The following is a 19,255-nucleotide window of genomic DNA, read 5'->3' as shown; positions in this document are numbered from 1 at the left end:
GCCCCGCGACCGGGGTGATGATGGATCCGTGCGATTCGAAGCGATCACCTGGGAACGGCTGGCGGACTCCCTGGCCGCGCACGCCGACGCGCTGAAACCGGCCGACGGAGGGCCCTGGCTCAAGATCGCCGTCGACGGGGCACCGGCCGCCGGCACCGGCGAGCTGGCCGAGTCGCTCGAGCAGGCGCTGCGACTGCGCGGCCGGGCCGTGCTCCCGCTGTCCACCGCGGGGTTCCTGCGCCCGGCCAGCCTGCGGTACGAGTACGGCAGACGGGACCCCGACTCGTACTACGGCAGCTGGTTCGACACCGGAGCGCTGTGGCGCGAGGTGTTCGGGCCGCTGGAGGCCGGGGGCAGCGGGCGGGTGCTGCCCGATCTCTGGGATCCGGTGACCGACCGGGCCACGCGGAGCCCCTACCGGCAGCTGCCCGAGGGCGGGGTGCTGGTCGTGCACGGGCCGTTGCTGCTGGGGCACTGGTTCCCGTTCGACCTGAGCGTTCACCTGCGCCTGTCGCCCGGCGCGCTGCGGCGGCGCACGCAGGAGGACGAGCAGTGGACCCTGCCGGCGTTCGCCCGGTACGAGGACGAGGTGGCGCCCGCCGGGAGCGCGGACGCGGTCGTCCGGGCCGATGACCCGCGCCATCCCGCCTGGACCGGACTTCGTCAGGACGGGTAGGACGACGGCCGTCCGGCGTCACTCCCGGCGCCTCATCCACCGTCTCATCCACCCTCCCCGTCCGGCGTCGGCCGTCCGCCGACGGTCATGACGGCCTGCGCCCCCGCCCGGCACCCCGCCGCCGCGGCCGCTGTGTCGTCGTGGCCCGCCAGCCGCGCCGCGAGGAAGCCACCGGTGAACGCGTCGCCCGCCCCGGTGGAGTCGACCGGGTCCCGCACCGGTTCCGCGGGGATCCGCCCGGTCACCGCACCCGCGGTCGCCAGCAGGACGCCGTCCCGGCCGAGCGTGACGACGGCCTGGCGGACCAGCAGGCTCAACTTCGCCGCGGCGTCCGCGGGTTCCGGGAGCCCGGTGAGCAGCCGGGCCTCGTCCGCGTTGGGCAGCAGGAGATCCACGTCCTCGACCAGCTCCAGGAACCGGTCGACGCCCAGCTCGGCGAGGAACCCCGCCGACGCCGGGTCGACGCTCACCGGGATGTTCCGCCGCCCGGCCTCCCGCAGCGCGAGCAGGGCCGTCGCGCGGCTGGCCGGAGCGAAGAGCAGATAGCCGGAGAGGTGCAGGTGGGAGATGCCGTCGAGCATCGAAGGCGACCAGTCGTCGGGGGACAGCCGCAGGACCGCGCCGCTGTCGGTGAGGAAGGTGCGTTCCGCGGCGGAGTCGACCAGGGCGACGACCGTGCCGGTCGGCGCGGCGTCGTCCACGGCCAGCAGCTCCCGCACGCCCGCGCGCCGCAGCGCATCGCGGTGCCAGGCCGCGGAGTCGGCGCCGACCCGGGCCAGCAGCCGTACCTCCCGGCAGCCCGAACGCACCGCCCAGCACGCCGTGTTCGCGCCCGCCCCGCCCGGCCGGGTCCGGATCCTGGCCGCCGTGTCCGTACCGTGGACCAGCGCCGCACCGTGCCGGGCCACCACGTCCGTGACCACGTCCCCGATGACGAGCAGACCGCCGGTCACCGGGCGCTCCAGGCGGTGGCGATCCGTGCCGCGAGCGCCACATTGCCGCGGACGGCCGCCAGATTGGCCTCCAGCGAAGCCCCTCCGGTGCCCCGCATCAGATGGTCGAGCAGGAACGGCGTGACGGCCTGCCCCGCGATGCCGCGCTCCCGGCACGCCTCCAGCGCCTCCGCCAGCACCCGGTCGTGCAGGACGGGATCCAACTGCTCCTCCTGCGGTACGGGATTGGCCACGATCAGTGCCGCCGGCGGGCCGCCGAGCGCGTCCTGCGCCCGCATCACCCCGGCGACCTCTTCGGGTGACCGCACGGTCCAGTCGACCGGTTCGCCCGAACTGCTCAGGTAGAAGCCGGGGAACCGGTCGGTGCCGTATCCGAGCACCCCGACCCCGAGGGTCTCCAGGCGCTGGAGGGTGGCGGGCACGTCCAGGATCGACTTCACACCCGCGCAGACCACGGTGATGCCGGTGCCCGCGAGCAGCCTCAGGTCCGCGGACTCGTCCTGTGACTCGGTCCAGCCCCGGTGCACGCCGCCCAGCCCGCCGGTCGCGAAGACGCGCAGGCCCGCTCCCGCCGCCAGGAACGCCGTCGCGGAGACCGTCGTCGCGCCGCTCGCTCCGGCCGCCAGCGCCGGTGCGAGGTCCCGGTGCCCCAGCTTGCGCATCGCCGGGTCCTCGGCGACCCGCTCCAACTGGGCCTTGTCCAGGCCGACCCGGGCCCGGCCGTCCAGCACGGCGACGGTGGCGGGCACGGCACCGGCCGACCGCACGATCTCCTCCAGCTCCTCGGCGACCCGCAGGTTGCGCGGCCGCGGCAGGCCGTGGGCGATGATCGTCGACTCCAGTGCGACGACGGGCCGGTGCGCGTCGAGCGCGGCCCGCACCTCCGCGGAGAGGACGGGCGCGTGGGGAGCGGCGCCGAGCGGCGCAGTGAGTGACATGTCCACATCTCTGTCGCGGGTGGGGCGCCTTCAAACGCGTGCCACGACCGTGGCGGGGAGCGGCGGGGGTATCCGGCGGATTCCCGTTCCGGCGCGCGTTAGCGTCGGCCCATGCAGCCTTCGACGGATCACCCCGTCCCCCTGGATCGTCCCGTCTCCGCCGTGCGGCATTTCTACGACGACCTGGCCGCCGGATACGACTTGATGTACGCGGACTGGGAGGCAAGCATCGCGCGTCAGGCGGCCGCCCTGTCGGCGCTGATCGAGGAGGCCGCCCCGGGCGGCAGGGACCGCTGCGGCGGGGACCTCGCGTACGACGTGCTGGACTGCGCCTGCGGCATCGGGACCCAGGCTCTGGGGCTGGCCGCCCGGGGACACCGGGTCACGGGCAGCGATCTGAGCCCCGTGGCCGCGGCCCGCGCCGCGAAGGAGGCGGCCGCGCGGGGGCTGGACCTGCGTGTCACGGCCGCCGACATGACGCGGCTGCCGTACCGCGACGGCTCGTTCGATGTCGTCGTGTGCGCCGACAACTCCCTGCCGCACCTGCTCACCCCGCAGGCGGTGCTGGCCGCGCTCGGCGAGATGCGAAGGGTGCTGCGGCCCGGCGGGGTGCTGCTGCTGTCCACCCGGCCGTACGACCGGCTGCGCCGGGAGCGCCCGGCGTCCACGCCGCCGCAGGTCAGGGAGGGCGCCGACGGGCGGGTGGTCACGTTCCAGCTGTGGCACTGGAGGCCGGACGGCGAGCGCTACGACCTGGAGCACTTCCAGCTGCTGCCCGGCGAGACGCCGGACGGCGAGGTGCCGGGGGAGCGCTGGGGAGTGCGCACGAGGCGCACCTCGTACTGGGCGCTGTCCCAGGCGCAGATCGTCGAGTTCACCGCGCGGGCCGGGCTGCGGGAGCCCGTGTGGCACGAGCCGGACGAGTCGGACTTCTTTCAGCCCGTCCTGGTGGCGAGACGTCCCGAGGCGGTCGCTAAGGTGACCGGCCATGACCACATTTGATCAAGCTTCCGCCTCCTTCTCCGTGCACATTCCCGACGCCGTGCTCGAACCGGAACCGCTCGACCCCGAGCAGATCGTGGCCGGTGACCCCGAGGTCACCGGCAAGGTGCTGTGGGAGTCGGCGGACGGCAAGCAGCTGCGCGGGATCTGGCAGATCACGCCCGGAGTCGTCACGGACACCGAGGCGAACGAGCTGTTCGTGGTCGTCAGCGGCCGCGCGACCGTGGCGGTCGAGGGCGGCGCCACGCTGGAGATCGGACCCGGCGACGCCTGCGTGCTGCGCGAGGGCGACCGTACGACGTGGACCGTGCACGAGACGCTGCGCAAGGCGTACCACATCACCCTCTGAACCTCTCCGAACCCTTTGACGAGGGGGTCTGCGGCTGCCGCTCGGACCCCCGGCTCAGGCCGTGGCGGTGCGGGTGAGGGACCGGCGCAGCGCGAGCGCGGCCATCGGCAGCAGCAGACAGGCGCCCGTGAGGTTCAGCCAGCCGTAGCTCGCTTGGGACACGATGACCCCGGCGAGCGCGCCGCCGATGCCCGCCGACGCGTTCATGCTCAGGTCCGACAGGCCCTGTACGGCCGCGCGGGCGGGCTGCGGTACGGAGTCGGTGAGCAGCGCGGAACCGGCGACCAGGCCCGCGGACCAGCCGAGCCCGAGCACGAAGAGGCCGGCCGCGGTCCTGCCGTGTGAGGCGCCCGCGGTCCCCGCGAGCAGTGCGGCGCAGGAGAGCAGCCCGACCGCGAGACCGATGACGGCGAGCCTGCCGATGCGGTCCGACAGCCAGCCCATCACCGGCGAGAACGCGTACATCCCGGCGATGTGGCCACTGATCACCAGGCCGATCAGCTGGAGGTCCGCGCCGTGGTGGCCGAGGTCGACCGGGGTCATCACCATGATCGAGACCATCGCGGTGTGCGAGACGGTCACCGTGACCAGGGCGAGCCGTGCCATCGGCGACGCCCGTACGGCCGCGAGGCCCGCGCGCAGCGAACGGTCGCCGGCCGACCGGTTCTCCTGCGGGGCCAGGGCACGTGCCGTGAGCAGCGGGTCGGGCCGCAGCAGCACCCCGATCACGAGGGCGGCGAGCAGGAAGATCCCGGCCGCCCAGACGAACGGGCCCGCCGTCTCCGAAACGGCGGTGCCCCGGAAGACCCGGCCCGCGGGTGCCGCGATGTTGGGCCCGAGGACCGAGCCGATCGTGGTGGCCCAGATGACGGTGGAGATCGCCCGGCCGCGCCGCTCCGGCTCGGCCAGATCGGCGGCGGCGAACCGGGCCTGGAGGTTCGCCGAGGACCCCGCACCGAACCCCGCCATGCCGAGCAGCAGCATGGGGAAGCTCTCCAGCACGGTCGCCAGCACCACGAGACCGGCGCCGAACGCGCCGATCAGATACGCGAGCACCAGCCCGGGGCGGCGGCCCCTCGACGTCATCAGCGCGGCCAGCGGCAGCGACAGCAGCGCCGTGCCGGTCACCGACGCGGTGGGGGCGAGACCCGACAGCGCCTCGGAGCCGCTGACCTCGGTCGCCAGCACGGGGGCCAGGGCGATGCCGACGGGCACGCCGAGGCCGCCGAGTATCTGGCCGGCGATGAGGACGGCGGACGTCCTGCGCCGGAGTGCGGGCAGTCCGGCCGCGGTGACACCTCCGGCGGAGCCGTGCTCACCGGGGGTGTCAGGGGCGTCGAGGGTGTTGGTCACTGACGCAGTGTGCCAGTAGGCACGCCTGTTCGAAACGGGGTCGGTGCGGCGACGCGAGGGGACCGGGTACGGCGAGCTACGGGGCCGGGGCGCGGGTGCGGACCGGGTTCAGAACAGCGGCTGGGGCAGCACGCCCTCCAGCGCCAGCAGCTGCCGTTTGGTCTCCAGCCCGCCGCCGAATCCGCCGAGCCCGCCGTCGCTCTCCACCACCCGGTGGCAGGGGACCACCAGGGGCAGCGGGTTGGAACCCATGGCGGCGCCGACGGCCTGGGCGGCCCCGGGCTGCCCGACCCGGTTGGCGAGGTCCCCGTACCCCGCGACCGCGCCGTAGGGCACGCCCGCGGCCAGCTCGCGGAGCACCTGGCGGTTGAAGCCGCCCGTCAGCGACCAGTCCAGATCGAGCGAGAACTCCCGCAGCGTGCCCGCGAAGTACGCCGTGAGCTGGCGTATCGGCTCGGCGAGCCGGGCGGAGCCGGGCGACTCCACCGGCTCTGCGCCGAGCCGGGTGCGCAACCGGTCCAGCGCCTTGTCCCGTACCGCGGGCCGGGCGTGGAAGACCACGGTCACCAGCCCGGCCTCGGTCGCGGCCAGCATGAGCGGGCCGATGTCACTGTCGACCACGGCCCACTCGACAACCCCGTCGCTGTTCATGGGAACCACCGTACGGCCGGCCACTGACAACGGGAGGCCGGTGGCGGCCGTCGGGCCGGTGCCCCCGGGGCCCGGGCGGTCAGCCCGTGGCCTCGCGCACCACATCGGGGGCGTTGGTGATGATGCCGTCCACGCCGAGGCCGGCCACCCGGAGCGCGTTCTCCGCGTCGTTGACCGTCCAGGCGTTGACCTGGAGCCGCTTGTCGTGGGGGCCCTTCAGCGCGTGCACCGCCGCCACGTAGTCGGCGGAGACCGAGGCGTACGCCGGGTTGATCCGGTCGGTGAAGGCCGCGTACGACGGCAGGTCGGCGACCGCCGGGGTGCCGAGGAAGCCCGTCACGACGTCCGGACGCTGCTCGTGCACCCTGCGCACGCTGTCGGCGCCGAAGCTCTGGATCACCAGGCGGCCGCGGACGTGCTCGCGGTCCAGCCACCCCTCCTGACGCAGGACGCCCAGGGTCGCCCGCTCGATCCCCGGATAGATCTCGGGGCTCTTGATCTCCAGGAGCAGGTTCTGCTGGTTGCGCCCGATGCGCTCCAGGTACTGCCGGAGCGTGGGTACCCGGGCCCCGGCGTACTGCGGGCCGAACCAGCTGCCCGCGTCCAGCCGGGCGATCTCGGCGGCCGTGAAGTCCTTGACCGCCCACGGTGCACGGCCGGGGAACACCTCCTCGGCATCCGTCGTCCTCTTCAGACCGGTGTCGTGCATGACCACCAGCACGCCGTCCCTGGTGAGCTGGACGTCGTTCTCCACCCAGTCGAAGCCCAGGACGTCCGCCTTGTCCACGGCCGCCAGGGTGTTCTCGGGCGCGTAGGCCGACGCGCCCCGGTGAGCGATGACGAGCGGGGCCCCGGTCCGGGCCCGGCCGACGTCACCCGCCGTACGGACGCCCGGTCCGGTGGCAGCCGTCGCGCGGAGGGCCGCGGCGCGGGCCGCCGTCCCGGGGTGACCGGCCGCGGCGGTGCCCGTGGCCGGTGCGTCGTCGGTCGTGACCGGCATGAGCAGCGCGCCGGCACCCAGCAGGGCGGCGGCAGCGACGGAGGCGGTTGCGGTGCCTGCGTACACGTGAACTCCTTGCGTCAGAGTTACGGACGGCCCGAGCGTCCCAGCCGCCCTCGAACGGGGGACGGGCGAAGGATGGCCACGATGTGAACGAGGCCCGGGGACCGGGTCACGGGCCGCTACCCCTGTCGATAAAATGCAGATCTTCTGTTTGATTGCCGGGCCTCGCGCCTTAGGGTCATCCGAACCCGGGCTTCTGCGAAGGGCGTACGAGCATGCAGGGCACCATCAACGGTTTCGGCTACGGGATGGTCACTCCCGTGGCCGCGTTTCTCATGGCCTGCCTCGGCGCGGCACTGGGTCTGCGCTGCACCACCCGGTCGCTGCGCACCGAGCGTTCCTTCAAGGCGGGCTGGCTGGCACTGGGGGCCACCTCCATAGGCTCGGGGATCTGGACGATGCACTTCATCGCGATGGTGGGTTTCACCGTCGAGGAGGCGCCGATCGGCTACGACAGGCCGATCACCTTCGCCAGCCTCGCCGTCGCGATCGTCATGGTCGGCATCGGGATCTTCCTGGTCGGGTACCGGGGCGCCACCCCCATGGCACTGGTGACAGGGGGAACGATCACCGGGCTCGGTGTGGCCTCCATGCATTACCTCGGCATGGCCGGAATGCGACTTGATGGGCAGTTCGAGTACGACACGATCACCGTCTCGCTGTCCGTCGTCATCGCCGTGGTCGCCTCGACCGCCGCGCTCTGGGCCGCCGTCTCCATCCACGGCTTCCTGCCCAGCCTCGGCGCCAGCGTCGTGATGGGCATCGCGGTGAGCGGAATGCACTACACCGGGATGGCCGCCCTCAGGGTCCAGCTGCACCCGGCCGCCCACACCGGAACCTCCGGCGACAGCGCGACCGCGCTCCTCGTCCCGATGCTGATCGGACCGGCCTGCTTCCTGGTGCTCGCCGCCGTCGTCGTCATGTTCGACCCGCTGGTGGTCATGGGCACACCGGACTGGGACGACCCGGTGGCCGCCCCCGGCGTCCGGGCCCCCGGAATCCCGGCCCAGCGCCAGATCCCCCGGTTCGGCACGCACGCCGACCCGGCCTCGTTCCACTCCCAGCGCCAGGACTCCGGACAGCCCCGGGACTGGTGACCGCGCGCCGTCGCGGGCGCTGACCCGGCCCCGTTGTCAGTGGGGGGTCGTACGGTGGTTGCATGCGGCCCGTTTCGAAGATCGAACGTTCGGTGGCGCCTTTCGAGGTCGTCAGTCCCTACCAGCCCAGCGGCGACCAGCCGGCGGCCATCGCCGAGCTGGAGCGGCGCGTCCGTGCAGGTGAGAAGGACGTCGTGCTGCTCGGCGCGACCGGCACCGGAAAATCGGCGACCACCGCCTGGATGATCGAGAAGCTGCAGCGCCCCACCCTGGTGATGGCGCCGAACAAGACCCTCGCCGCCCAGCTGGCCAACGAGTTCCGCGAGCTCCTGCCGAACAACGCCGTCGAGTACTTCGTCTCGTACTACGACTACTACCAGCCCGAGGCGTACGTCCCGCAGTCGGACACCTACATCGAGAAGGACTCCTCGATCAACGAGGAGGTCGAGCGGCTGCGCCACTCCGCGACGAATTCGCTGCTCACCCGGCGTGACGTCGTCGTGGTCGCCTCCGTCTCCTGCATCTACGGCCTCGGCACCCCGCAGGAGTACGTGGACCGGATGGTCCAGCTCAAGGTGGGCGACGAGATCGACCGCGACCAGCTGCTGCGCCGCTTCGTCGAGATGCAGTACACCCGCAACGACCTGGCGTTCACCCGGGGCACCTTCCGGGTGCGTGGCGACACCATCGAGATCTTCCCGGTCTACGAGGAGCTCGCCGTCCGCATCGAGATGTTCGGTGACGAGATCGAGGCGCTCTCCACCCTGCACCCCCTCACCGGCGAGATCATCAGCGAGGACCGGTCGCTGCACGTCTTCCCCGCCAGCCACTACGTCGCGGGCCCCGAGCGCATGGAGAAGGCGGTCGGCCGCATCGAGAAGGAGCTGGAGGAGCGTCTCGCCGAGCTGGAGAAGCAGGGCAAGATGCTGGAGGCCCAGCGGCTGCGGATGCGCACCACGTACGACATCGAGATGCTCCGCCAGATCGGCACCTGCTCCGGCGTCGAGAACTACTCGCTGCACTTCGACGACCGCGACCCCGGCACCGCCCCCCACACCCTCCTCGACTACTTCCCCGAGGACTTCCTCCTCGTCCTCGACGAGTCGCACGTGACCGTGCCGCAGATCGGCGCGATGTACGAGGGCGACGCCTCCCGGAAGCGGACCCTGGTCGACCACGGCTTCCGGCTGCCCTCCGCCCTGGACAACCGCCCGCTGAAGTGGGAGGAGTTCCTCGGCCGGATCAACCAGACGGTCTACCTCTCCGCCACCCCCGGCAAGTACGAGCTCTCCCGCGGCGACGGCTTCGTGGAGCAGATCATCCGCCCCACCGGCCTCGTCGACCCGGAGATCGTCGTCAAGCCCACCGAGGGCCAGATCGACGACCTGGTGCACGAGATCCGCAAGCGCACCGAGAAGGACGAGCGGGTCCTGGTCACCACCCTCACCAAGAAGATGTCGGAGGACCTCACCGACTACTTCCTGGAGCTCGGGATCCAGGTCCGCTACCTCCACAGCGACGTCGACACCCTGCGCCGCATCGAGCTGCTGCGCGAGCTGCGCTCCGGCGAGTACGACGTCCTGGTCGGGATCAACCTCCTGCGCGAGGGCCTCGACCTGCCCGAGGTGTCGCTCGTGGCCATCCTCGACGCGGACAAGCAGGGCTTTCTGCGCTCGGCCACCTCACTGATCCAGACCGTCGGACGCGCCGCTCGTAACGTGTCGGGGCAGGTCCATATGTACGCGGACAAGGTCACCCCGGCGATGGCGCAGGCCATCGACGAGACCAACCGCCGCCGCGAGAAGCAGATCGCGTACAACACCGAGCGCGGACTCGACCCGCAGCCGCTGCGCAAGAAGATCAACGACATCGTCGCGACGATCGCCCGCGAGGAGGTCGACACCGAGCAGCTGCTCGGCACCGGCTACCGGCAGGCGAAGGGTGCCAAGGCCCCCGTTCCCACGCTCGGCGTCAAGGCCGGTGCCGGGAAGGCCGGAAAGGCGGCCGGGGACAAGGCGGCGGTCACGGACCGTCCGGCCACCGAGCTCGCCGGGATCATCGAGGAGATGACCGACCGGATGCGCGCGGCCGCCGCCGATCTGCAGTTCGAGGTGGCCGCCCGACTGCGCGACGAGGTGGGGGAGTTGAAGAAGGAGTTGCGCCAGATGCGGGAGGCGGGTCTGGCCTGACCCCACCGCACCTGGTGTGTTGCAGGACCGACACAAAACGGCCCGCAGTGGCTGCGCCTGGGGCGTGACTGCGTAGGGTGCTGGAAAACCGCGCAAGGACGGTTGCGGGGACAGCGGAGAGGGGACAGCGCGTGACGGTCAATATGACCAAGGGTCAGGCCATCAGCCTGCAGAAGAGCGACGGGGGGACCCTGACCGCGGTACGGATGGGGCTCGGCTGGCAGGCGGCTCCGCGCCGCGGTCTGTTCGGCTCGCGCACCCGGGAGATCGACCTGGACGCCTCGGCGGTCCTGTTCGCCGACAAGCAGCCGGTCGACGTCGTGTTCTTCCGGCACCTGGTCAGCGATGACGGCTCGGTCAAGCACACCGGCGACAACCTGGTCGGCGGCGCCGGCTCGGGCGGCGACGACGAGGCGATCCTGGTCGACCTCCAGCGCGTGCCGGTCCACATCGACCAGATCGTCTTCACGGTGAACTCCTTCACCGGCCAGACGTTCCAGGAGGTGCAGAACGCCTTCTGCCGCATCGTGGACGAGACCAACGGCCAGGAGCTCGCCCGCTACACGCTGGACGGCGGCGGGCAGTACACCGCCCAGATCATGGCGAAGGTGCACCGCTCGGGGAGCGGTTGGCAGATGACCGCCATCGGCACCCCGGCCAACGGCCGCACGTTCCAGGACCTGATGCCGGCGATCCTGCCGCACCTGTAGGCGGCGCCGGACCACGGTCCGCAGCGGTACGCGCAGCTCCCGGCGGCATCGGCCGCCGGGAGCTGCACCGCATCGCGGGACCTCCCGGCACCACGCACGTCACGCACCACCGCCGTCACGCACCACGTACGGCACGTATGACGCACGTCATGTACTACGCGCACGTCATGTACTACGCGCACGTCATGTACTGCGCACGCCATCGCAACGCGCAGCGGTAACTCGTCGAGGGGACAGGGCAATGACGGCCGAGCTGGTCCGGGGGCAGAACCACACCTTGCCCCAGACCCGTCTGGAGATCCGGGTTTCGGCCGGCGCCCCCGTGGTGGCCGGAGCCACCCTCGGGGACGAGAGCGGCACGGTGCACGGGATCGAGTGGATAGCCCACCCCGGATCACCGCAGCTGCCGGGGCTGGAGGTGTCCAGGCAGGCCGCGGCGGAGCACCGGCTGGCCGTCGACCTCGACGCCCTGCCCGAGGCCGTGCACCGCGTCACGTTGCTGCTGGCGCTTCCGCTGGAGGCGGGCGGCCCGACCAGGTTCGGAGCCGTCGCCTCGCCCTTCGTCGCGGTCACCGGACTCGACGGCGCCGAGATCGCCACCTTCACCCTGACCGGACTGGACACCGAGTCCGCGGTCGCCGCCCTGGAGCTCTACCGCAGGCAGGGAGCCTGGAAGGTCCGCGCGGTCGGCCAGGGCTACGCCGGGGGTCTCGCCGCGATGCTCGCCGACCAGGGGGTGTCCGGTGCGGCCGAACTGGCCCGGTCGATCCAGGAAGCGGTCGCCCGCGGTCTGGCCCGCTCGGTGGCGCCCGCCCCGCCCCGCACCGCGGAGGGCGACCGGGTCAGACACGCCGGCGGCCAGCCGCCGTCCCAGGGCGGTGGGCGGCCCCAGCCCGCCCCTCAGCCCGATCCTCTGGACGACCCCGCCACACAGCCGGCCACACCCGTCGCCCCCGCCACTCCGACCGCGGGCGGGCCCATCGACTACGCGCACCCGCGCCGCCAGTCCACGGCGCCCCCGCCGCCTCCGCCCACCGCGCCGCCCGCCGAGCCGGGCCGGCCCGCGGCCCCCGTCGCCGGGGACGCCACCGGCTGGTCCATGGACGAGCGGCTCTACAACCAGGTCTGGGGCATGTTCGAGGACCTGGCCCGGGCCGTCGCCGCGTACCGCAGCGCCGTCGACTTCGCCGAGTCCCGGATGGTCAAGGAGCTGGAGCGGACCCTGTCCGACCCGCGCAGCCGGATCGGCGGCACGGGCGACCGGGCCCGTGAAGAGGCCCGCGCCAAGCGCGACGAGCTGACCGGCCGGGCCCGCGAGGCACTGGACCGCGATCTCGCCCAGCTCGCCGCCGAGGCCGCCGTGGTGGAACCCGCGCTGCCCGCCGCGTACGCGGGCTGGGACAACCCCTCCTGGCACGGCTACCGCGCCCCGATGGAGATCCCCATGGCGCTGCGGATCGGTGACCTGCATCTGCCGGAGTCCACCGGGATCCGCATTCCGCTGCTCGTCCGGCTGCCGCTGGAGCGCGGGATCTGGATCGACAGCGGCCGCACGGCCTCCGAGGCCGCCGCGCTGACCGATTCCGGCCAGCTGCGCCGGCTGGCCATGGAGAGCGCCGTCCTGCACGCGGCCCGGCTGCTGGCCGTCTACCCGGCCAACGAGTTCTCGGTCCATGTCATCGACCCGGCGGGCTCCGCCGCCGCGGCACTGGCCCCGCTGGTCTCCTCCGGGGTGCTGGCGGGCCCGCCCGCGTCCGGGCCCGGGGGAGTGTCCTCGGTCCTCGCCCATCTCACCCGGCGCGTCGACCTGGTGCAGATGGCGCTCAGGGCCGGGGCCGCGGACTCGTTGCCACCCGACCTGGACCCGGCCGAGCAGCTCCTGATCGTCAACGACTTCCCGCACGGCTTCGACGACCGGGCCGTCACCCAGCTGCGCTACCTCGCCGACGAGGGCCCCTCCGTCGGGGTCCATCTCCTGATGGTCGCGGACCGGGAGGACGCCTCCGCGTACGGGCCGGTGCTCGACCCGCTGTGGCGGTCGCTGCTCCGGATCACCCCGGTCGCCGACGACCATCTGGCCGATCCCTGGGTCGGCCACGCCTGGACGTACGAGCCGCTCAGGACCCCGCCCGGCAGCCGCGTCCTGGAACAGGTGCTGGACCGGGTGGCCGCCGCGCGCCGCACCGGCCACCGCTGAGCCGCCTGCCCTTCTACCCACCCAGCCCTATTCACCGACCTGGCGTTTTGAGGCTTCTTTACCCTTCTCTTTACCTTTCCTTGGTGTTCCCTGTACTGTTCTTTGGGCGGAGGGGAGTACTCCCATACGCGGCGTGCCCGTCAGTACGGACTGTGACCGGTCCCGGGGCGCCGGCCCAGGCGCGCATCCCGTGCGCCCGGGTGGAAGAGACCTCCGGCAGCGACGACGCTGATCAGTAGCCGTAGCGAACTGCCGGAGGCGCAGTGGACGTTTCATGGACCCTCTGGGCGCTGACCATCTTTGGTCTGTGCGCCCTCATCGCCGTCGACTTCTTCATCGGGCGCAAGCCCCATGACGTGTCGACCAAGGAAGCCGGAATCTGGACGATCGTCTGGATCGCGCTGGCCGCCCTCTTCGGGCTCGGACTGCTCGTCTCCGGGGAGAGCCAGGCCTCGGGCGAGTTCTTCGCCGGCTACATCACCGAGAAATCGCTGAGCGTCGACAACCTCTTCGTCTTCGTGCTGATCATGGCGAAGTTCTCGGTGCCCTCCCACCTCCAGCAGCGGGTGCTGCTGATCGGTGTGCTGATCGCCCTGGTGCTGCGAGCGATCTTCATCGCGGCGGGCGCCGCGGTCATCGCCAACTTCTCGTGGGTGTTCTACATCTTCGGCGCGTTCCTGATCTACACCGCCTGGAAGCTCATCCAGGAGGCGCGGGCCGACGAGGAGGAAGAGGAGTTCGAGGAGAACCGCCTCCTCAAGAACATCGAGCGCCGCTTCGGCGTCGCCGACCGGTACCACGGCACCAAGCTGTTCATCCGCAACAACGGCAAGCGCGTCCTGACGCCCCTGATGGTCGTCATGCTCGCCATCGGCACCACCGATGTGCTGTTCGCGCTGGACTCCATCCCCGCGATCTTCGGCCTGACCCAGGACCCGTACATCGTGTTCACCGCGAACGCGTTCGCGCTGATGGGGCTGCGGCAGCTGTACTTCCTGATCGGCGGCCTGCTCAAGAAGCTGGTCCACCTCAGCTACGGGCTCTCGGTCATCCTCGGCTTCATCGGCGTCAAGCTGGTGCTGCACGCGCTGCACGAGTCCGGGGTGCACGTCCCCGAGATCTCCATCCCGGTCTCGCTCGGCGTCATCTGCGGGGTGCTGGTGATCACCACGATCACCAGCCTGATCGCCAACAAGAAGCAGGCCGAGGCGGACGCCGCGGCCGAGGCGGCGAAGTCCGAGGACGCCTCGGACAAGGGCGCCGGCATCGAGGCCTGAGCGACGGCGGGGGTAGGGATGCGCGAGCCGCGCATCCCTACCCCCGCCTCCGTCGTCACCAGCCCCGGGCGCGCCACTCCGGCAGCCGCGGACGCTCGTCGCCGAGCGTCGTGTCGTGGCCGTGGCCCGGGTAGACCCAGGTCTCGTCGGGCAGCGGGGCGAAGAGCCTGGTCTCCACGTCGTGCAGCAGGCTCGCGAACGCCTCGGGGTCCTTGTGCGTGTTGCCGACCCCGCCCGGGAAGAGGCAGTCCCCGGTGAACAGGTGCGGAGCGCCGTGCGGGTCGTCGTAGACGAGCGCGATCGAGCCCGGGGTGTGGCCGGTCAGATGGCGGGCGGTCAGCGCGACCTGCCCGACCCGGATCGTGTCGCCGTCCTCGACGAGCACATCGGTCGCGACCGGGATGCCCTCGGCGTCGTACCGCCCGGCATAGGTGCGCGCGCCGGTGGCCGCGACCACCTCGCCCAGCGCCTGCCAGTGGTCCCCGTGCCGGTGGGTGGTGACGACGGAGACGATCGAGTCGTCACCGATCAGCCGGAGCAGGGTCGCGGCGTCGGCGGCCGCGTCGATCAGGAGCTGCTCGCCGGTGGCCCGGCAGCGCAGCAGATAGGCGTTGTTGTTCATCGGGCCGACGGCGACCTTGGAGATCATCAGATCCGTCAACTCGTGTACGTCCGCGCGCCCGCCGACCTTGACCGCTCCGCTGTACGTCATACGTCTCAGCCTATAGCGGGGGCAGTGCGGGCAGGGCGCCGCCTTCGACGGTCAGCGCGGACCCGTCGCGCCGCCCGCTGAGCCAGCCGAGCAGCTCGGACGCCGTGCCGCGGACGGTGGTGGGGCCCCCCTCGGCGCCGCCGCCCGTCGTCCAGGTCCGGCCCGCGTCGTCGGCCACGTCCGTCGGGACGACGTCGGCGTGCCCGGCGAAGCGCTCGGCCAGGAAGTCGATCTGCCGGGTGGTGAACTCGTCCGGCAGGTCCTCCAGCTCGTAGCCGATGCCCAGATCGACATGGTGCAGTTCGACCTCGACGCGGCGGCGGTAGGGAATCCGGGACGCGGAGTCCGTCACACCGTTGCGGAGCTCCACCGTGCGTGACCAGTCGGCCGGGGCCGCGGCGGCGGCCACGAAACGGTCCGCGCTCGCGCCCAGGTCGGCGAGCTGTTCCGCCCGCGGGCGGGGGGCGTCCCGCTCGATGTCGCGGTCGCGGGTTTCGCTGTCTGCGTACATCGGCCGGCCCTGGAGAACATTTACCAGCGCGTCGGCGTTACGTGAAAGGTGCGCGACGACATGACCGCGGCTCCAGCCCGGCAGGCGCGACGGTTCGGCGAGTGCCGCGTCGTCCAGTTTCTCCGTGGCGCTGAGCAGTCGATCGGTCGCTTGCCGCAGTGCGGCCAGGTCGTGCGCGTGATCAATCATGGGGCCGAGCCTAGCCCCGCCACTCATTCGGGTGAAGGAGTCATCAGCCGTCCGTAAATCGAATGCGCGTGCTATACGCTCGAAGCCGAAAGCTTCGTACACCGCTGTGGCACCCCCCATACCCTGGGACAGGGGCTCAGTTCCCCCGCTTCTCTCTAGAAAGGTGCGGACCGGCGTGGCCGACCGTCTCATCGTCCGTGGCGCTCGCGAGCACAACCTCAAGAACGTCTCGCTCGACCTCCCCCGCGACTCCCTCATCGTCTTCACCGGGCTCTCCGGGTCGGGCAAGTCGTCGCTCGCGTTCGACACGATCTTCGCCGAGGGCCAGCGGCGCTACGTGGAGTCACTCTCCTCGTACGCCCGGCAGTTCCTCGGCCAGATGGACAAGCCGGACGTCGACTTCATCGAGGGCCTGTCGCCCGCTGTCTCCATCGACCAGAAGTCGACCTCGCGCAACCCGCGCTCGACGGTCGGCACGATCACCGAGGTCTACGACTACCTCCGGCTGCTCTTCGCCAGGATCGGCAAGCCGCACTGCCCCGAGTGCGGCCGTCCGATCTCGCGCCAGTCGCCGCAGGCCATCGTGGACAAGGTCCTCGGCCTGCCCGAGGGCAGCCGCTTCCAGGTGCTCTCGCCGCTGGTGCGCGAGCGCAAGGGCGAGTTCGTGGACCTCTTCGCCGACCTCCAGACCAAGGGGTACAGCAGGGCCAGGGTCGACGGCGCGACCATCCAGCTCTCCGAGCCGCCCACGCTCAAGAAGCAGGAGAAGCACACCATCGAGGTGGTCATCGACCGCCTCACGGTGAAGGACAGCGCCAAGCGCCGGCTGACCGACTCGGTCGAGACCGCGCTCGGCCTCTCCGGCGGCATGGTCGTGCTCGACTTCGTCGACCTCCCCGAGGACGACCCCGAGCGCGAGCGGATGTACTCCGAGCACCTCTACTGCCCGTACGACGACCTCTCCTTCGAGGAGCTGGAGCCGCGCTCCTTCTCCTTCAACTCCCCCTTCGGCGCCTGCCCCGACTGCACGGGCATCGGCACGCGGATGGAGGTCGACCCCGAGCTGATCGTCCCGGACGAGGAGAAGTCCCTCGACGAGGGCGCGATCCACCCCTGGTCGCACGGCCACACCAAGGAGTACTTCGGCCGCCAGATCAACGCCCTGGCCGAAGCCCTCGGATTCCGTACGGACATCCCCTGGGCCGGGCTGCCGCAGCGCGCCAAGAAGGCGCTGCTGTTCGGGCACAAGATCCAGACCGAGGTCCGCTACCGCAACCGTTACGGGCGCGAGCGCGCCTACACCACGCCCTCCTTCGAAGGTGCGGTGCAGTTCGTCAAGAGGCGGCACTCCGAGGCGGAGAGCGACTCCAGCCGGGAGCGCTTCGAGGGCTACATGCGCGAGGTGCCCTGCCCCACCTGTGAGGGCACCCGCCTCAAGCCGATCGTCCTCGCGGTCACCGTGATGGAGAAGTCCATCGCCCAGGTCGCCGCGATGTCGATCAGCGAGTGCGCCGAGTTCCTCGGCCGGATGAAGCTGAACGCCCGCGACAAGAAGATCGCCGAGCGGGTGCTCAAGGAGGTCAACGAGCGGCTGAAGTTCCTGGTCGACGTGGGCCTGGACTATCTGTCGCTGAACCGCGCGGCGGGCACCCTGTCCGGCGGCGAGGCCCAGCGCATCCGGCTCGCCACCCAGATCGGCTCCGGCCTGGTCGGCGTGCTCTACGTGCTGGACGAGCCGTCCATCGGCCTGCACCAGCGCGACAACCACCGGCTGATCGAGACCCTGGTCCGGCTCCGCGACATGGGCAACACGCTCATCGTCGTCGAGCACGACGAGGACACCATCAAGGTCGCCGACTGGGTCGTCGACATCGGCCCCGGCGCCGGCGAGCACGGCGGTAAGGTGGTCCACTCCGGATCGCTCAAGGAGCTGCTGGCCAACGACAAGTCGATCACCGGTCAGTATCTGACCGGCAAGCGGTCGATCGAGATGCCCGAGATCAGGCGTCCCGTCGACCCCGCGCGGCTGCTCACGGTCCACGGCGCCCGGGAGAACAACCTCCAGGACATCGACGTGTCCTTCCCGCTCGGGGTGCTGACCGCCGTGACCGGCGTCTCCGGCTCCGGCAAGTCGACCCTGGTCAACGACATCCTCTACACCCACCTGGCCCGCGAGCTGAACGGCGCCAAGTCGGTGCCCGGCCGCCACACCCGGGTCGACGGCGACGACCTCGTCGACAAGGTGGTGCACGTCGACCAGTCGCCCATCGGCCGCACACCCCGGTCCAACCCGGCCACGTACACCGGTGTCTTCGACCACGTCCGCCGGCTGTTCGCGGAGACGATGGAGGCCAAGGTCCGCGGCTATCTGCCGGGCCGGTTCTCCTTCAACGTCAAGGGCGGCCGCTGCGAGAACTGCTCCGGCGACGGCACCATCAAGATCGAGATGAACTTCCTGCCGGACGTGTACGTCCCGTGCGAGGTCTGCCACGGAGCGCGCTACAACCGGGAGACCCTGGAGGTCCACTACAAGGGCAAGTCCATCGCCGAGGTGCTGGACATGCCGATCGAGGAGGGCCTGGACTTCTTCGAGGCCGTCCCGACCATCGCCCGTCACCTGCGGACGCTCAACGAGGTCGGTCTCGGATACGTCAGGCTCGGGCAGTCCGCGCCGACGCTCTCCGGCGGCGAGGCCCAGCGCGTGAAGCTGGCCAGCGAACTCCAGAAGCGCTCGACGGGACGCACGGTCTATGTGCTGGACGAGCCGACCACCGGTCTGCACTTCGAGGACATCTCCAAGCTGATCAAGGTGCTCTCCGGCCTGGTCGACAAGGGCAACTCGGTGATCGTCATCGAGCACAACCTCGATGTCGTCAAGACCGCCGACTGGGTCATCGACATGGGACCCGAGGGGGGCAACGGCGGTGGACTGGTCATCGCCGAGGGCACTCCGGAGTTCGTGGCGGGTGTCCCCGCAAGCCACACCGGAAAGTTCCTCCAGGGCATCCTGGACGCGGACCGGGTGAGCGAGGCCGCCGTGCCCTCGGCGCGCAAGCCCGCCCGGAAGACGGCGGCCAAGAAGGCCGTCGCCGCGAAGTCGGCCCCCGCCAGGAAGACGGCCACGGCGAAGGCCGCGGCGACGAAGACGGCGAAGGCAGCGACGGCGAAGGCAGCGACGGCGAAGGCGGGTACGGCTGCGGCGAAGAAGCCCGCGGCCAAGAAGGTGACCCGCGCGCGCAAGGCCTGAGGGGACGGCCGGCGCCCCTCCCCGGCGGCCCGGCCCGATACCCGCTCCGAGGCGGCGACCCCTTCCGAGGGGCCGCCGCCTCGGCCGTCACCGTGTCCTGCACCCGGGCTGACCAGCTGTCCTGCACCCGTGCGGACCAGG

16 protein-coding genes are annotated in these 19,255 nt (G+C 71.5%); 9 read left to right on the top strand and 7 right to left on the bottom strand.

Annotated features, from left to right (window positions below):
* Positions 1-28 precede the first annotated feature (28 nt).
* A complete protein-coding gene (locus OG408_RS10090) occupies positions 29-676 on the top strand; it encodes a uridine kinase (RefSeq protein WP_326669453.1) in 648 nt (215 codons plus the stop codon).
* A 44-nt stretch (positions 677-720) separates the two neighbouring features.
* Here the strand turns inward: OG408_RS10090 and OG408_RS10085 are convergent, their stop codons facing one another.
* A complete protein-coding gene (locus tag OG408_RS10085; RefSeq protein WP_326669451.1) occupies positions 721-1,629 on the bottom strand; it encodes a carbohydrate kinase family protein in 909 nt (302 codons plus the stop codon).
* Positions 1,626-2,567 carry a pseudouridine-5'-phosphate glycosidase gene (locus OG408_RS10080; protein WP_266777480.1) on the bottom strand — a complete coding sequence of 314 codons (942 nt, stop codon included), beginning with the start codon at positions 2,565-2,567 and terminating at the stop codon, positions 1,626-1,628. Before OG408_RS10080 ends, OG408_RS10085 begins: the two co-directional genes overlap by 4 nt.
* A 111-nt stretch (positions 2,568-2,678) precedes the next feature.
* Here OG408_RS10080 and OG408_RS10075 point away from each other — a divergent pair, with 111 nt between their 5' ends.
* Both OG408_RS10075 and OG408_RS10070 read left to right on the top strand, forming a co-directional pair.
* Entirely contained in the window at positions 2,679-3,569 is an 891-nt protein-coding gene (locus OG408_RS10075; RefSeq protein ID WP_326669447.1) for a class I SAM-dependent methyltransferase, read from the top strand.
* Positions 3,556-3,918 carry a cupin domain-containing protein gene (locus OG408_RS10070; protein ID WP_266777476.1) on the top strand — a complete coding sequence of 121 codons (363 nt, stop codon included), beginning with the start codon at positions 3,556-3,558 and terminating at the stop codon, positions 3,916-3,918. The genes OG408_RS10075 and OG408_RS10070 overlap by 14 nt, the downstream gene beginning before the upstream one ends.
* A 54-nt stretch (positions 3,919-3,972) precedes the next feature.
* Here the strand turns inward: OG408_RS10070 and OG408_RS10065 are convergent, their stop codons facing one another.
* The 3 genes from OG408_RS10065 to OG408_RS10055 form a co-directional block, all read right to left on the bottom strand.
* Positions 3,973-5,271, bottom strand: coding sequence for an MFS transporter (locus OG408_RS10065; RefSeq protein ID WP_266777474.1), 1,299 nt, complete (start codon positions 5,269-5,271; stop codon positions 3,973-3,975).
* A 108-nt stretch (positions 5,272-5,379) separates the two neighbouring features.
* Positions 5,380-5,922 carry a methylated-DNA--[protein]-cysteine S-methyltransferase gene (locus OG408_RS10060; protein WP_326669443.1) on the bottom strand — a complete coding sequence of 181 codons (543 nt, stop codon included), beginning with the start codon at positions 5,920-5,922 and terminating at the stop codon, positions 5,380-5,382.
* A 79-nt stretch (positions 5,923-6,001) separates the two neighbouring features.
* A complete protein-coding gene (locus OG408_RS10055) occupies positions 6,002-6,988 on the bottom strand; it encodes a glycerophosphodiester phosphodiesterase (RefSeq protein WP_326669441.1) in 987 nt (328 codons plus the stop codon).
* A 212-nt stretch (positions 6,989-7,200) separates the two neighbouring features.
* Here OG408_RS10055 and OG408_RS10050 point away from each other — a divergent pair, with 212 nt between their 5' ends.
* The 5 genes from OG408_RS10050 (at position 7,201) to OG408_RS10030 (ending at position 14,455) form a co-directional block, all read left to right on the top strand.
* Positions 7,201-8,082 (top strand): MHYT domain-containing protein, encoded by an 882-nt coding sequence (locus OG408_RS10050; RefSeq protein ID WP_266777468.1) that lies wholly within the window; start codon positions 7,201-7,203, stop codon positions 8,080-8,082.
* A 62-nt stretch (positions 8,083-8,144) separates the two neighbouring features.
* The gene (uvrB, locus tag OG408_RS10045; protein ID WP_266777466.1) at positions 8,145-10,271 is read left to right on the top strand and encodes an excinuclease ABC subunit UvrB; all 2,127 of its coding nucleotides are present in this window, start codon (positions 8,145-8,147) and stop codon (positions 10,269-10,271) included.
* A gap of 131 nt (positions 10,272-10,402) precedes the next feature.
* Positions 10,403-10,981: a TerD family protein gene (locus tag OG408_RS10040; RefSeq protein WP_266777464.1), complete on the top strand. Its 579-nt coding sequence runs from the start codon at positions 10,403-10,405 to the stop codon at positions 10,979-10,981.
* A 241-nt stretch (positions 10,982-11,222) separates the two neighbouring features.
* Positions 11,223-13,178, top strand: coding sequence for a TerD family protein (locus OG408_RS10035; RefSeq protein ID WP_326669437.1), 1,956 nt, complete (start codon positions 11,223-11,225; stop codon positions 13,176-13,178).
* A 263-nt stretch (positions 13,179-13,441) separates the two neighbouring features.
* On the top strand, positions 13,442-14,455 hold the full coding sequence (locus OG408_RS10030; RefSeq protein ID WP_285565391.1) for a TerC family protein: 1,014 nt from the start codon (positions 13,442-13,444) through the stop codon (positions 14,453-14,455).
* A 55-nt stretch (positions 14,456-14,510) separates the two neighbouring features.
* On the opposite strand, the gene OG408_RS10025 is transcribed toward OG408_RS10030, so the two are convergent.
* Both OG408_RS10025 and OG408_RS10020 read right to left on the bottom strand, forming a co-directional pair.
* Positions 14,511-15,167 carry an MBL fold metallo-hydrolase gene (locus tag OG408_RS10025; RefSeq protein ID WP_266777458.1) on the bottom strand — a complete coding sequence of 219 codons (657 nt, stop codon included), beginning with the start codon at positions 15,165-15,167 and terminating at the stop codon, positions 14,511-14,513.
* Positions 15,168-15,177: 10 nt separating this feature from the next.
* Positions 15,178-15,867 carry a maleylpyruvate isomerase family mycothiol-dependent enzyme gene (locus OG408_RS10020; protein ID WP_266777456.1) on the bottom strand — a complete coding sequence of 230 codons (690 nt, stop codon included), beginning with the start codon at positions 15,865-15,867 and terminating at the stop codon, positions 15,178-15,180.
* A 175-nt stretch (positions 15,868-16,042) separates the two neighbouring features.
* On the opposite strand from OG408_RS10020, the gene uvrA reads away from it, so the two are divergent.
* Positions 16,043-19,114, top strand: coding sequence for an excinuclease ABC subunit UvrA (uvrA, locus tag OG408_RS10015; RefSeq protein ID WP_326669435.1), 3,072 nt, complete (start codon positions 16,043-16,045; stop codon positions 19,112-19,114).
* The last annotated feature ends 141 nt before the right edge of the window (positions 19,115-19,255 follow it).

It is taken from the genome of Streptomyces sp. NBC_01257 (genome assembly GCF_035917255.1).
In the GTDB taxonomy this organism is placed as follows: domain Bacteria; phylum Actinomycetota; class Actinomycetes; order Streptomycetales; family Streptomycetaceae; genus Streptomyces.
Note: the sequence above shows the minus strand (reverse complement) of the source record. Positions and strands in the feature narration are given on the sequence as shown.

What these genes read in the sequence shown, in the direction of transcription:
- OG408_RS10035 (WP_326669437.1), top strand. Translation starts at nt 11,223, where the DNA reads ATGACGGCCGAGCTGGTCCGGGGGCAGAACCACACCTTGCCCCAGACC.
- OG408_RS10025 (WP_266777458.1), bottom strand. Translation starts at nt 15,167, where the DNA reads ATGACGTACAGCGGAGCGGTCAAGGTCGGCGGGCGCGCGGACGTACAC.
- OG408_RS10020 (WP_266777456.1), bottom strand. Translation starts at nt 15,867, where the DNA reads ATGATTGATCACGCGCACGACCTGGCCGCACTGCGGCAAGCGACCGAT.
- OG408_RS10080 (WP_266777480.1), bottom strand. Translation starts at nt 2,567, where the DNA reads ATGTCACTCACTGCGCCGCTCGGCGCCGCTCCCCACGCGCCCGTCCTC.
- OG408_RS10075 (WP_326669447.1), top strand. Translation starts at nt 2,679, where the DNA reads ATGCAGCCTTCGACGGATCACCCCGTCCCCCTGGATCGTCCCGTCTCC.
- OG408_RS10060 (WP_326669443.1), bottom strand. Translation starts at nt 5,922, where the DNA reads ATGAACAGCGACGGGGTTGTCGAGTGGGCCGTGGTCGACAGTGACATC.
- OG408_RS10070 (WP_266777476.1), top strand. Translation starts at nt 3,556, where the DNA reads ATGACCACATTTGATCAAGCTTCCGCCTCCTTCTCCGTGCACATTCCC.
- uvrB (WP_266777466.1), top strand. Translation starts at nt 8,145, where the DNA reads ATGCGGCCCGTTTCGAAGATCGAACGTTCGGTGGCGCCTTTCGAGGTC.
- OG408_RS10050 (WP_266777468.1), top strand. Translation starts at nt 7,201, where the DNA reads ATGCAGGGCACCATCAACGGTTTCGGCTACGGGATGGTCACTCCCGTG.